A 12,435-nucleotide genomic window follows, 5' to 3' on the forward strand; every position below is an offset into this window, starting at 1 on the left:
TCCGGCCGAATCCGGGCTCCCAACACAATGTCCACGCCGTTCGTCGAGATCGCAGCAGACAACCCGCCCCGTGTCCGGGACGGCTCCATAGCCGTCCCGGACCCCGTGACTAACGCTGGCTCTGCTCGCCGACGGCGACGACCATCTTCCCGAAGTTCCCGCCGGTGAGGAGTTCGTTGAAGTACTCCGGTGCACGATCGAGACCTGTGCGGATGTCCTCGCGGTAGCGAATCTTTCCTTCCTGGATCCACGAGCGCATGTCGGACAGGAACTGCTCGCCCAGGCGGTCGACGAACTCGCTCTGGATGAAGCCGCGCACCGTGAGCGACTGCCGCAGGATCGTCGACATGAGCAGTCCCGTGCGGTCGGGTCCGGGCGGCAGTTCGGTGAGGTTGTAGCTCGAGACGAGACCACACACGGGCACACGGGCGAACGTGTTGAGCAGCGGCAGGACCGCTTCGAAGACCTTACCGCCGACGTTCTCGAAGTAGACGTCGATGCCTTCGGGAACCGCCTCGGCGAGCTCCTGCCTGAAGTTCGGGGAGCGGTGGTCGAGGGCGACGTCGAACCCGAGCTCCTTGAGGTGGGCGACCTTGTCCGGCCCACCGGCGATGCCGACGGCCCGCGCCCCGACGATCTTCGCGATCTGCCCGACGACCGAGCCGACCGGACCGGTCGCCGCGGCGACGACGACGGTCTCACCCGGCTTGGGCATGCCGATCTCGAGCAGCCCTGCGTACGCGGTGAACCCCGGCATCCCGAGCACACCGAGCGCCGTGCTCACGGGCGCGATCTCCGGGTCGAGGCGGCGCAGCTGCGAGGCGTCCTCGATCGAGTACTCCTGCCACCCGCCGTAGCCGAGGACGATGTCACCGGGAGAGAACTCCGGAGATCGCGACTCGACGACCTCGGACACCGTCGCTCCGACCATCACCTCGCCGATCTCCGTCGGCCGCGCGTAGGACTTCGCGTCCGACATCCTCCCCCGCATGTACGGATCGAGGGAGAGGTAGAGGGTGCGCAGGAGAACCTGCCCCTCACCCGGGGATTCGACGGGGACCTCGTCGTGGAGGAAGTTCTCAGCCGTCGGCATCCCCACGGGACGCGAGTTGAGGCGGATACGGTGATTCGTGGCCATAGCGATGTCCTCTCAGCGGTGGTCCGGTCTTACGTAACAACCCGCGGGAATGCGTCGATGTTCCCGCTGACCTGGAGAAATTGTGTCCGCCGAGGTGGTCGGGCCGAGCCGCGGCTTCTCCCCCGTTCCGGACCGCGGCTTCTCCCCCGGTTCGAACCCGGCGAGGTCGCGGGCGACGCCGGCCCACCGGGGATCGAACGCCCATCGGTGGTCCTCGAGCCGGTCAAGGACGAGGCTGCCGTTGCCGCGGACGATGTCCGACCATTCGGGCGGCCAGTAGCCGTACTGCGCGGCCGCGGCGATCTCGTGGACGTCCTTGAAGACGGCTCCGCGCGCATTGAGACGGCCACCGGGGAGGTGCAGCGGCTCCTCGGCGACGGGGAAGGTGATGTCGAGGATGAGATCGCTGGTGAACACCGCCTCGGCGGTGCGCAGGTGGGTGCTCTCGAGGTTGATGTACCACTCGATCCGGACGGGATCGGCGGACGGGTCGGCCGCCTCGGCGGGTTTGACGAGCACCCACACGGAGAACGGGACGTTCGGCGGGGCGAGCTTGAGGACCCCGTGCCCCTGCCAGCGGGTGGGCACCATGGTCCGGCGGGGTGCCTCGGCGGGTGGGCGGAAGCGGACGTCGAGGGGGACGTCGTGGGCGTTGAAGCCCTCCCATCCGACGATCCGGGTGTCGGTGACCTCGGTGCCCCCGGGCATCCACAGAGCCGCGCCGTCGGGTCCGTCCTCGATGACCCGCATCGGCCGGAGCACCTCGATATGGTCGCGATCGAAGTCGAAGCGCCTGTACGTCCAGGTCACGGCCTGACCCGGCGTCCAGAACGGGGGCTGACCGAGAGACCGCGCCTGCGACGGGACGGCGAGCGCGAACGGGTCGGTGTACTCCATTCCCGCAGTCTAAGGCGGGTGTTTGGACGCAGCCTGTGGGACGGATCCGCGTCGCTGCCCGGCTGTGTCCGTACCGGGACGTAGGGTGGGACCATGATCGCTCCTCCCCGCACCGATGCGGAGATCCCGGGGTATGTCGAGGCGCTCGATCTGCCGGGGCTGGCCGACATCCATGTCCATTTCCTCCCGCAGAATGTGCTCGACAAGGTCTGGTCCTACTTCGACGACGCCGAGGCGCATTACGGTCGACCGTGGCCGATCCACTACCGTCACGACACCGACACCCGGCTGCGGATCCTCCGCGACTGGGGCCTCCACCGGATCCCGGCACTCACCTACCCCCACCGACCGGGTATGGCCGCGTGGCTCAACGACTGGAACAGGGAGTTCGCCGCAGCCCACCCGGACGTCGTCCACTGCGGAACGCTCTACGCCGAACCGGAGTCCGCCGAGTACGTGCCCGCAGCCCTCGAGGCCGGGGCACGGCTGTTCAAGGTCCACGTGCAGGTCGGCGGCTTCGCTCCTGATGACCGTGTCCTCGATCCCGCGTGGGCGGCGCTGTCGGAGGCGCAGGTGCCGATCGTCATCCACGCCGGTTCGAAGCCGCTGCCCGGCGAGTTCACCGGCCCCGAGGCGGTGGCACGGGTGCTCGAACGCTTTCCCGCCCTCAACTTCGTCATCGCCCACATGGGCATGCCCGAGTACGACGCGTTCGCCGATCTCGCCGAGGCCCACAGCGGGGTCCACCTCGATACGACGATGTACGTCTCCGGGTTCTTCAACCACCCCGCCGAGGTGGCCCCCGCCTTCCGTGAGCGACTCCTGGCGCTCCAGGACAAGGTCGTCCTCGGCTCGGACTTCCCGAACATCCCCTACCCGTACGCCGATCAGCTCTCGGGGCTCGCCGGCCTCGACCTCGGCGACGACTGGATGCGCGCGGTGCTCTGGGAGAACGGGGCCAGGCTGCTCGGGCTCGAGGAGGACGAGGAGGTGGTCGCTGGCGACGACGCGAGAACTGAAGAGTGAGCCTGGTCAGACGGGCTGGTGTCGTCGTCTCAGCCGATGTCCGATCGGGGGATGCGCTCCGCCCCGACGACACCATCGAGCAGCGCCGGGTCGATCGGCCTGCCGCGCTTGATCACACTGATCTGGCCGGTGGGTTCGAGGATGACGCACGCGACCTCGGAGAGCTCTCGGATGCCTGCCATCCGCAGCTTCGAGACCACTTCGACGCGATCGACATGGGCGCGGGCCATGTTGTCGGTGAGAAACTCCTCTCCCGCCATGAGGACGATCGCGGGACTGTTGACGATGCCCTCGATGCGGGCGCTCCGCCGCGCCTGCCCGGTCACCGCCTGGAGGATGAGCAGCGTCCCGACGGCGAGGACACCGGCGACGAGAGTGGGGGTGTCGCCGAGGATCGCCCGTCCCACGACGGCTCCGAGGGCGATGATCGCGGCCAGGTCGAAGCTCGAGAGACTCGCCAGGGCGCGTTGCCCGAAGAGACGGACGACGATGATGATGCCGAAGTAGAAGACGACGCAGGAGACGACGACGCGCAGGGCGTCGACACCGTCGAGTCCGTATTCGTGCCATTCCATGCAGGCCACCTCCCGACCGCATCCTACTCGGCGGGAGGCGGAGATCCCGCGCCCCTCACCCGCCGATTCCGGCTGGAGACGCCTCTCCTGCTCTAGGGTGAGAAGAGAGCAGACCGGACAACAGCCCTTGTCGGCCACGGTCGATGTGCGGAAGCAGGATGGTATGAGACTGACGAAGGACCCGACGCCCGAGAAGGTGCTGGCGGGGCTGCAGGCGCAGATCGAGCGCTCCTCGCAGTTCGCCTCGACGATCGATCCGGTGGCGGCTCTGCAGACCTACGAGCGCCTCATCCGACTGCTCCAGCCGCGCCTGCCAGAACTGCGCCGCAGTGTCGGACTGCCCGCCGACCCGCCGATCTTCGCAGCCGCCCGCGCTCGCACCTCCGCACGGCGTCGGTACCGCGGAATGCCGGTGCCCTCCGACCGTGTGTTCACCTACTGGAACACTCCGATCGACACGGCCCCACCGCTCGTCCAGGCGTGCCTGGCGAACATCAGGGAATCGTATCCCGCGCTGCGTGTGCTCGACGGAGAATCGGTCCGTGAACTCATCGACGTTCCCGACCGGATCGCTGCGGTCCTCGAGGACTCGCGCCCGGCCCACTTCTCCGACTACGTCCGCACCCGCATTCTCGAAGAGCATGGAGGCGTCTGGTTCGACGCCACGGCATGGGTCGGACACAACTTCGACGATGACCTGCAGCGCCGCTATCTCCGTGCGGGAACGATCTTCCCCCGGTGGACGAAGCTGTCCATCGCGAACTGGTTCATCGCCTCGCAGAAGGAGTCGGTTCTGCTGGGCCTGCAGAGGCGCGCTCTCGATGAGTGGTGGACCCACTTCGACGACCTGCCCGACTACTTCCTCTACCACCGGATCTTCGAAGTCCTCCAGGTGCTCGTGCCCGAAGCCCGCGGCCAGTGGAACGCAGCACCGGTGCTCTCGGCCACCTCGGCGCATCTGCTCCAGCTGGCGATGATGCAGCCCTGGCGACCGGGTACGCTCACCGACATCGCCGCCGTCGCACCTCTGCAGAAGCTCAGCTACAAGTACGGCACTGTTCCCGACGGCTCTGTCCTCGGGCACCTCATCGGTCCGTACGTCTGAATCACCTCACCGGGTGCGAAGCCATTCGTCGACTGTGACGGTCGAGAGCCTCGGCGACTCGGGGATGAGGCCGTCGTCCGCCGTCGGTCCGGGAATCGGCACGGGCACGACCTTGCGGGCCCGCGTCCGTCCCCGACGCCTCACGCCGGAGCCCTGGGTCCGTTCTCCGGTGCGGCCCGCCTCCGCTTCGGCGACGACTCGGGCGATCGCGGCGAGGTCGCTGATCTCGGGGCCGGCGACCTCGACGGTGCCGCGCTCTCCGGCTTCGATCGCCTCTGCCATCATCCGGGCTGCTTCGTCGGCGGCGAGGGCGCGCACCCGCATCTTCGGGGCGAAGACGACCGGGCCGACGGACACCGATGCCGTCGCGGCGAGTTCGTACCATTGGGTCGAGCGGAACATGAGGAGCTGGTCGGCGGGCACGAGCCTGCGGTAGACCCGCTCCTGCATGTTCTTGCCCTGGTAGTAGCCGAAGAGTGCGGATCCGGCGACCGCGGGTTTGAAGGCGATCGACAGGCATACCATCGCCGCACCGGGATTCTCCGCCGCGGCCAACGCGATCGAGCGCGCACTGCGGGAGAAGAAGTCGAGCGCCCGGTGCCGGTTGTTCGTCAGGAGGTTGACGCAGTCGACGAGGACATCGCTGCCGACCGCCGCCTCTGTGACCCCGTCGCCGGTGTACGTGTCGACGCCGATCCCGCGGTGGGCGGCGATCACGGAATGCCCCATCGCCCGCAGCCGGGTGACGAGTCGGCTGCCGAAGGTTCCCGTAGCTCCGTAGACCGTGACCTGCATTGTCTTCCCTTCGGTGGCCCGGCGAGCAGGGCGCGGCGGATGTCGCACCGTGCGCTGCGGTCGTCGAGCCGAAAACGGTGGCCCGCCGCGCCGCTCAGTCAGTTCTGGTCGATCGTGATCGCGCCCGTGTCCGCGGTGACGGAGACAGGGATGACCGCTTTGCCTTCGGCGTCCTTCGGATCCTTCGACGCGTCGTACTTCTCGAGGTCCTTCGCGAGGTCGACGCTGCCCTGGTTCGATGTCGCGTTGATCCGGTAGAAGAGGTCCTTGACCTCGGCACCGTCATCGGCGGAACCGTCACGCCCGTCGTCGGGGCCGGCCGCCTCGGCGCTCATATGCTCTTTGACGAGGTCGAGGCGGGGCAGACGGAGATCGATCTTGCCTTCGTCGGCCTTGACCGTGATTCCCGAGGTCGGGACCATCTCATTGGAGAAGTCGAGGTCGATCGACCCCGTCGAGGTCGTCGCGTCGACGCGGTCGCGGACCTTGAGGTCGGTGCCTTCGAGGGTGCCGACGTCGGACTTCGCCTCGATCGATCCGAAGCTGCCCTTGAACCGGGTCTGACCCCAGTCGGTCGTCGTCTGCACCTTCTCGAAGTCGCCCTCGAGCGAGACCGACCCGGCGTCGGTGTCGGCCTTGACGTCATTGAACTCCCCCCGGACGTCGACTTCGCCGAGGCCGCCGGCGAACGTGAGGTTGGTGTCCTTCGACGTCGCCTTAGGGATGGCGACGTCGATGCGGGCGTTCTCGAAGACCTTCCTGTCGTCGACGGTGACCACCGATTCGCCGTTGGTCTCCTCGACACGCAGCTGCGGGACGTCATCGCGCGGACCCACCCCGGTCATCGTCACCGTCGCCGTGTCCGCATCGGTCGTCCTCACCGTGATCGAGGCTCCCGTGTCGAGGGAGAAGCGGACGTCTCTCGCCGAGGCGGCCAGCTGCTCACTCGACTCGACCTTCGTGTAGTCGAGCCGGGAGGCACCGTGGGCGACGCTGATCGCGATCGGAATGAGCAGGACGATCGCTGCGGCGATGACGAGGACGGCGCGCAGTCCGGTGCGGGCCGACTGGTTGACGAGGACGGTGGCAGGCATTCTATGCTCCGAGGAATGTGAGGACTGCGAGGACACGACGGTTGTCCGAGGTGTCCGCCGTGAGTCCGAACTTGGTGAAGATCGAGCTGATGTGCTTCTCGACGGCTCCGGCGCTGAGGAAGAGGGTGCCGGCGATCGCGGCGTTCGACTTGCCCTCGGCCATGAGCTGGAGGACCTCGAGCTCACGGGGGCTGAGCGTCGAGAGCCCGTCGGTCTTGCGGGTGCGCACGAGGATCTGGGAGACGACCTCGGGGTCGAGGACGGTGCCGCCCTTGGCGACCTCGTCGACGGCGGAGAGGAAGTCCTCGACATCGGCGACGCGGTCCTTGAGCAGGTAGCCGAACCCGCCGGTGTTCTCGGCGATGAGTTCGGAGGCGTACTGCTCCTCGACGTACTGGCTGAAGACGAGGACCTTGACGTCCGGGTTCTGCTTGCGGATGAGGACCGCGGCGCGGATGCCCTCGTCGGTGAACGTCGGCGGCATGCGCACGTCGATGACGGCGAGGTCTGGGGGCATCGTATTCACGGTCGCCAGCAGCTCATTGGCATCGGGCACGGCCGCGATGACCTCATGTCCGGCGTCGACGAGGAGTCGTTCGAGTCCGGCCCTGAGGATGGCTGAGTCTTCGGCGATCACGATGCGCATGGCACCTCCACAACGATGGTAGTCGGCCCACCTGCGGGGCTGGTCAGGTTCAGTGTCCCACGGGCGGCCTCGACCCGGTCGACGAGACCGGCGATGCCGGTGTGCCGACCCGACCGGTCGATCCGGGCCCCGCCGTGACCGTTGTCGGTGACGACGATCTCGACTCCCGCCTCGGTGGGGGCGATGACGACCTTGGCCTGGGTGGCACCGGAGTGCTTGGCGATGTTCGTCAGGCACTCGGCGACGACGAAGTAGGCGACGGCTTCGGCTTCGCGTTCGATCCGACCGCCGAGGCGGACGTCGACCTCGACGGGGATCGGTGAGCGGCCGGCGAGCGCGGAGACCGCAGCGTCGAGACCGCGGTCGGTGAGAACGGCGGGATGGATTCCGCGGGCGAGCTGGCGGAGTTCGTTGACGATGCCCTTCGCCTCGGCGTGGGCTTCGGCGACGAGCTCTTTGGCACGTTCCGGGTCGGAGTCGATCTTCGACTTCGCCAGGCCCAGGGTCATCGTCAGGGCGACGAGGCGGGGCTGGGCGCCGTCGTGGAGGTCGCGTTCGATGCGCAGACGCTCAGCGGCGGCCGCATCGATCCCGGCCATGCGGGCGCGGTCGAGCTCGGAGACCTCGGCCTGGAGGGCGGCGGTGCGGGCCGGCGGCAGAAGGCTGCGGTCGAGCGCACGGTCGAGGTACGGGGCGAACCAGAGGATGGCGAGCGAGCTGGCGAGGATGATGAGCGAGCCGATCGCAACGCCGACCCGGCCGAGGCCGCTCTCACCGCCGCCGAAGAAGAGGCCGGGGATCCCGTCGGGGTTGATCGCCGAGAAGACTCCGAGGATGCCGCCGCAGATGCCGGTGATCGTGCCGCCGACGACGGCGAGGCCGAGGAGCATCTTGACGTAGTGGTGGGCGGTCGAGCGCCAGAACGAGCCCGAGGACACGAGCAGCCACCGGTTGTGGAGGAAGCGGGCGAACCCGGATTCGCGGGTGCTGCGCGGGACCGTCGGCACCGGGATTCTGTCGTCGTAGACGAGTTCGGCGCGGTAGCGTTCGAAGACGTTGGCGACCTGCTGGACGAGCACCCAGAGGATGAGCGCGAGGACGCCGAGGCCGAGGGCGAAGATGCCGCCGATGCCGGTGATGAGGAGGCCGACGGGGATCCACGCCCAGAGGATGGCCATGACCGCGGAGAGGAAGAGGTTCGCGACGCCGACAACGCCGACCGGCCGCTTCGGCCAGTCGATCGGGCCCTCCGGAGGGATGTCGGTGACATCGGTACGGGTCAGCGGCATGGGTCCGGTGACCGGGACCATGACGAGGTCGTTCGGTCGGGGCTTCTTCCGCCGAGGCGGTCGCGGCGGTTGGAGCCGGACCTGCCCCGGGTGCGGGCCGGGGAAGGGGGCCGCGTAGGGTCCGGGGTCCGAGGCGCGGCGGGGTCCGCGGTTGGGGCCGGAATGGGGCCCGCGCTGGCCCGGATGCTCACCGCGCGGGGCGTTGTCGTACTGCGTGAACCGCGACCCAGGCCGGCCGGCGTCAGGACGCGCGTGCTCGACGCGCGGAGGCATCGGCCGGGCGGGCATCGGATGTGTCGGCATCGGCTGTGCGGGTTCGACAGGGTGGTGCCCTGCGCTGATGTAGGTCTGCGCGGGCGTCCCGTAGACCTGGGTGGGTTCAGCGCCAGAGGCGAGGTCGGCTGAGTCGGTCCCTGCCGCACTGCCGGCGCCCATGGTTTCGCCGGTGCTGACATCGTTGCCGAGGCCGGCGCTGCCGCCGAACACCTGGGTCTGCGGATACTGAGCAGTCGGCCCGGTGCCATCGACGGAGGATCGCGACGGACCGTAGGCCTGAGTGTGAGGGTACTCCCGAGTCGGTGACTCAGCGCTGTCCGCGGAACCGTCGGCCGCCTCGGCGGGGTGGGTCCAACCGGGCCGCGGGGTGGTGAAGGGAACCTCGAGGTCGAGCGGGGTGGTGCGGAACTGCCCGGCTTCGGTGGCCTGTGGCGCACTGTCGCCGTGGGGGTGCTGAGCTTCTGCAGGCGTGGAGCCGGTCGACTCCGGTTCCTGCGGATGCTCGGGGGTCTTTTCACTCATACCGAATACGCTACGCGGGCGGGTGTCCGGGCGACAGCACGTTGACCGCCGCGACCGAGTCGGGTTTTCCCCCGGGCTGGAGCGCTTCCGCTCCTTGGGCCTTCGTTCCGCGCCACCCCTTACGGCGTCTCCTGGGCGAAATGGGCAGAGAATCGACGCGATTTCCTGTCCAGATCGACCTGAAGTCGAGCGCGTTCAGGCCGCCTCACACTCTCCACTCCGAATGACCCCTGGAACATCACGCCCTCCCTGGAGCGCCACTTCGCCGCCGGAGCGTCACACACAACCCTGAGCAATTCACCTCATCCATCGAGCGCCATGTCCTACGTGTGCAGACGTAGGACGTGACGCTCGTGGTGTGGGGTGCGTGGGGCCGGCGTCAGGGCACCGGCGCTCGCGATGGTGAGCCGGGCGCGGACGGCATTGCGGCGCAGACTCTCCGGCGGGCGGCTAGACGATCTGGAGTGCGGGGGCCGGAGCTGTCTTCGCCTGCGCTTTCGACCGGCTGGCGGCGTCTTCGCCAGACGCCGCGAACGCGTTCGTCTTGGCCAGCGCCGCGTCGAGGTCGGCGAGGATGTCCTCGATGTCCTCGATGCCCACCGACAGGCGGATGAAGCGGCCGGAGACGCTGAGCTCGCAGTCGGCGACGGCGAGATGCGTCATCGTCGCCGGGTGGTCGATGAGGGACTCGACCCCGCCGAGCGACTCGGCAAGGGTGATGAGCTCGGTGCTCTGCACGAGCTTGAGCGCCCGCTCCTCGGTGTCGGTGGAGAAGGAGACCACTCCCCCGAACCCGCTCATCTGTTTCTTCGCGATCTCGTGGCCCGGGTGTGAGGGCAGTCCTGGGTAGAACACCTCGGCGATCTCCGGTCGGTTCTCGAGCCATTCGGCCACGGCCTGCGCGTTCGCGCAGTGCGCGGCCATGCGCACGGGCAGGGTCTTGATTCCGCGCCTGGTCAGCCACGCGTCGAAGGGGGAGATCCCCAGCCCCACGGATGCGAAGTGGCTGGTGAGACGGTCGATCACCTCGGCGGCGCGGGGACAGGTCTGCCCGTCACCGGCGAGCACGGCCCCGCCGATGACATCGGAATGGCCGTTGATGAACTTCGTCGTCGAATGGATGACGAGGTCGGCGCCGAGCTCGATCGGACGCTGCAGGTACGGGGTCGCGAACGTCGAATCGACGGCGAGGAGAGCATTGTGGGCGTGGGCGATGCGCGCGGTCTCGACGATGTCGATGACGTCGAGGCCGGGGTTGCTCGGGGTCTCGGCCCAGACGATCGCGGTGCGGTCGGTGATCGCCGTTTCCAGCGCCTCGGCGTCGGTGAGGTCGACGGTGCGGATGACGACGCCCCAGCGCTCGTACTCATTCTTGAGCAGCCGATACGTTCCGCCGTAGACGTCGCGGGGGATGATGATCTCGTCGCCGGGACCGAGCAGAGCGGAGAACACGGCGACCTCGGCCGACGTTCCCGAGTTCACGGCCGCCGCGTACGCCGCCCCTTCGAGGTTGCACAGCACCTCTTCGAGGTCGCTGCGGTTCGGGGTGCCCGTGCGCGCGTAGTCGAAGCCGGCCCGGGGCACGCCCGGGACGTCCATCTCGAAGGTCGAGGTCTGGAAGATCGGGGCGACGACGGAACCGGTGTGCGATTCCGGGGCGGCGCCGGCGTGCACCGAGCGGGTCGAGACTCCGCTGCGGTCTGTCGAGCTGCGGTCGAGTGAGCTCACGGCAGATCCTTCCTCTCTGATGACCTTCGACGCGGCTGCCGAAGTCCCACCAGTCTGTGTCGACGACGGTGCGCGAGGAGCCGACCGCGTCCCGTGAGGTCACCGAGCGTCATGTGTGCGACTTCTCCCGTCACGAACCGTCATACGGGTTCCGCTTCACACCGCGGAGCGACAGCGAGCCGAGGATCGGGAGGTCAGCGAATCCGCCTCACCGAGGCGGTGCGCCCACTCGTGGACCCAGCCCTTCCCATTCCCTGCGCGCCGTGCAATACTTAGCCACATGGTTAATCATTCGGAGGAACTCGACGAGGTGTTCACCGCACTCGCCGATCCCACCCGACGCGCCGTCGTCGCCAGACTCGGCCACGGCCCGGCGAGCATCAGCGAACTCGCCGAACCACTGAGCATGTCGATGCCGTCGTTCCTCAAACATGTCCGCACCCTCGAATCGTGCGGGCTCATCACGACCCGCAAGACCGGGCGGGTACGCACCTGTGTGCTCAACGAGAACCGACTCGCCGTCGTCGACCGATGGCTGGAGACCCAGAGACGCAGCTGGGAGGCCGCCACCGACCGACTCGACGCCTTCGTCACCGGGATCTCGACGCCCGACTCATCTACTCGAACGGCCTCATCCGACCACCCTGCCTCCACGGCCGACCGCTCTTCCCCGACCACTCACCCACACCCCAAGGAGACGCCATGACCTCGACCCCTGACTTCGGCCTCGGCCCCGATACCGACTTCGACACCGGCATCGACCCCGACCGCGACCTCTTGATCGAACGCATCATCCGCGCCCCGCGCCAGGCCGTCTGGTCCGCGTGGACCGATCCGGCGCAGCTCGTCCAGTGGTGGATCCCCTCCCCACTCGTCCTCCGCGTCGACGCGCTCGACCTCCGCCCCGGCGGCGCGTTCGTCACCCGGATGAGCGAGGACGGGCAGACCTTCACCTCGCACGTCGACGCGGTCTTCCTCCGCATCGAGGAGGACTCGCGTCTCGTCTTCACCAATGCTGTCGACAGCTCCTGGCATCCCGCGCAGCCCGCTCCCGTGACGATGACGACGGAGATCATCCTCGGCGACAGCGAGTTCGGAACCGACTACCGTGCCATCGTCCGGCATGCCAGCCCCGAGCAGCGCGCCCTGCATGAGGAGCTCGGATTCTTCGAAGGATGGGGCACCGTCACCGAGGCGCTCGCCCGACTCGTCGAACGCTGAGTTCCGCGGGCGTTCTTCCCGCCCCAGCGTCCACACTGAACCGAAGCCGTCCCGGCCGGTGGCCATTCCTGCGGCGGGGCAGCTCGGATGAGACGATGGCATCACCCGACGTCAGGAGTCGAC

At 68.3% G+C, this 12,435-nt stretch carries 12 protein-coding genes; 4 read left to right on the forward strand and 8 right to left on the reverse strand.

What is annotated here, in order from left to right:
* Window positions 1-109: 109 nt before the first annotated feature.
* Both AC0VYB_RS16205 and AC0VYB_RS16210 read right to left on the reverse strand, forming a co-directional pair.
* On the reverse strand, window positions 110-1,138 hold the full coding sequence (locus tag AC0VYB_RS16205; protein ID WP_101623446.1) for an NADP-dependent oxidoreductase: 1,029 nt from the start codon (window positions 1,136-1,138) through the stop codon (window positions 110-112).
* Window positions 1,139-1,150: 12 nt separating this feature from the next.
* Window positions 1,151-2,035: a ribonuclease FAU-1 family protein gene (locus AC0VYB_RS16210; protein ID WP_063249665.1), complete on the reverse strand. Its 885-nt coding sequence runs from the start codon at window positions 2,033-2,035 to the stop codon at window positions 1,151-1,153.
* A 93-nt stretch (window positions 2,036-2,128) separates the two neighbouring features.
* Here AC0VYB_RS16210 and AC0VYB_RS16215 point away from each other — a divergent pair, with 93 nt between their 5' ends.
* Complete coding sequence (locus AC0VYB_RS16215) at window positions 2,129-3,061, forward strand: amidohydrolase family protein (protein WP_063249664.1); 933 nt, start codon at window positions 2,129-2,131, stop codon at window positions 3,059-3,061.
* Window positions 3,062-3,090: 29 nt separating this feature from the next.
* Here the strand turns inward: AC0VYB_RS16215 and AC0VYB_RS16220 are convergent, their stop codons facing one another.
* Window positions 3,091-3,636 (reverse strand): DUF421 domain-containing protein, encoded by a 546-nt coding sequence (locus tag AC0VYB_RS16220; protein ID WP_063249663.1) that lies wholly within the window; start codon window positions 3,634-3,636, stop codon window positions 3,091-3,093.
* A gap of 163 nt (window positions 3,637-3,799) precedes the next feature.
* Between AC0VYB_RS16220 and AC0VYB_RS16225 the strand changes: the two genes are divergently transcribed.
* Window positions 3,800-4,741 (forward strand): capsular polysaccharide synthesis protein, encoded by a 942-nt coding sequence (locus AC0VYB_RS16225; protein WP_063249661.1) that lies wholly within the window; start codon window positions 3,800-3,802, stop codon window positions 4,739-4,741.
* Between the two features lie 6 nt (window positions 4,742-4,747).
* On the opposite strand, the gene AC0VYB_RS16230 is transcribed toward AC0VYB_RS16225, so the two are convergent.
* From AC0VYB_RS16230 to AC0VYB_RS16250, 5 genes are all read right to left on the reverse strand, one after another.
* Window positions 4,748-5,536: an SDR family oxidoreductase gene (locus tag AC0VYB_RS16230; RefSeq protein ID WP_101623445.1), complete on the reverse strand. Its 789-nt coding sequence runs from the start codon at window positions 5,534-5,536 to the stop codon at window positions 4,748-4,750.
* 98 nt (window positions 5,537-5,634) lie between these two features.
* Window positions 5,635-6,630 (reverse strand): DUF4097 family beta strand repeat-containing protein, encoded by a 996-nt coding sequence (locus AC0VYB_RS16235; protein ID WP_475384846.1) that lies wholly within the window; start codon window positions 6,628-6,630, stop codon window positions 5,635-5,637.
* Window position 6,631: 1 nt separating this feature from the next.
* Window positions 6,632-7,276: a response regulator transcription factor gene (locus AC0VYB_RS16240; protein WP_009378844.1), complete on the reverse strand. Its 645-nt coding sequence runs from the start codon at window positions 7,274-7,276 to the stop codon at window positions 6,632-6,634.
* Window positions 7,264-9,363 carry a sensor histidine kinase gene (locus AC0VYB_RS16245; protein ID WP_101623443.1) on the reverse strand — a complete coding sequence of 700 codons (2,100 nt, stop codon included), beginning with the start codon at window positions 9,361-9,363 and terminating at the stop codon, window positions 7,264-7,266. Before AC0VYB_RS16245 ends, AC0VYB_RS16240 begins: the two co-directional genes overlap by 13 nt.
* 450 nt (window positions 9,364-9,813) lie before the next feature.
* Window positions 9,814-11,091: a trans-sulfuration enzyme family protein gene (locus tag AC0VYB_RS16250; protein ID WP_101623442.1), complete on the reverse strand. Its 1,278-nt coding sequence runs from the start codon at window positions 11,089-11,091 to the stop codon at window positions 9,814-9,816.
* A gap of 280 nt (window positions 11,092-11,371) precedes the next feature.
* Between AC0VYB_RS16250 and AC0VYB_RS16255 the strand changes: the two genes are divergently transcribed.
* Both AC0VYB_RS16255 and AC0VYB_RS16260 read left to right on the forward strand, forming a co-directional pair.
* Complete coding sequence (locus tag AC0VYB_RS16255; protein ID WP_119297077.1) at window positions 11,372-11,797, forward strand: ArsR/SmtB family transcription factor; 426 nt, start codon at window positions 11,372-11,374, stop codon at window positions 11,795-11,797.
* A complete protein-coding gene (locus AC0VYB_RS16260; RefSeq protein WP_131248287.1) occupies window positions 11,794-12,312 on the forward strand; it encodes an SRPBCC domain-containing protein in 519 nt (172 codons plus the stop codon). Before AC0VYB_RS16255 ends, AC0VYB_RS16260 begins: the two co-directional genes overlap by 4 nt.
* The last annotated feature ends 123 nt before the right edge of the window (window positions 12,313-12,435 follow it).

The organism is Brevibacterium sp. Z349TD_9, assembly GCF_056173565.1.

Excerpts from the sequence above, each read along its gene's own strand:
- AC0VYB_RS16205 (WP_101623446.1), bottom strand. The coding sequence starts at position 1,138 with ATGGCCACGAATCACCGTATCCGCCTCAACTCGCGTCCCGTGGGGATG.
- AC0VYB_RS16245 (WP_101623443.1), bottom strand. The coding sequence starts at position 9,363 with ATGAGTGAAAAGACCCCCGAGCATCCGCAGGAACCGGAGTCGACCGGC.
- AC0VYB_RS16255 (WP_119297077.1), top strand. The coding sequence starts at position 11,372 with ATGGTTAATCATTCGGAGGAACTCGACGAGGTGTTCACCGCACTCGCC.
- AC0VYB_RS16225 (WP_063249661.1), top strand. The coding sequence starts at position 3,800 with ATGAGACTGACGAAGGACCCGACGCCCGAGAAGGTGCTGGCGGGGCTG.
- AC0VYB_RS16240 (WP_009378844.1), bottom strand. The coding sequence starts at position 7,276 with ATGCGCATCGTGATCGCCGAAGACTCAGCCATCCTCAGGGCCGGACTC.
- AC0VYB_RS16235 (WP_475384846.1), bottom strand. The coding sequence starts at position 6,630 with ATGCCTGCCACCGTCCTCGTCAACCAGTCGGCCCGCACCGGACTGCGC.
- AC0VYB_RS16260 (WP_131248287.1), top strand. The coding sequence starts at position 11,794 with ATGACCTCGACCCCTGACTTCGGCCTCGGCCCCGATACCGACTTCGAC.
- AC0VYB_RS16220 (WP_063249663.1), bottom strand. The coding sequence starts at position 3,636 with ATGGAATGGCACGAATACGGACTCGACGGTGTCGACGCCCTGCGCGTC.
- AC0VYB_RS16230 (WP_101623445.1), bottom strand. The coding sequence starts at position 5,536 with ATGCAGGTCACGGTCTACGGAGCTACGGGAACCTTCGGCAGCCGACTC.
- AC0VYB_RS16210 (WP_063249665.1), bottom strand. The coding sequence starts at position 2,035 with ATGGAGTACACCGACCCGTTCGCGCTCGCCGTCCCGTCGCAGGCGCGG.
- AC0VYB_RS16215 (WP_063249664.1), top strand. The coding sequence starts at position 2,129 with ATGATCGCTCCTCCCCGCACCGATGCGGAGATCCCGGGGTATGTCGAG.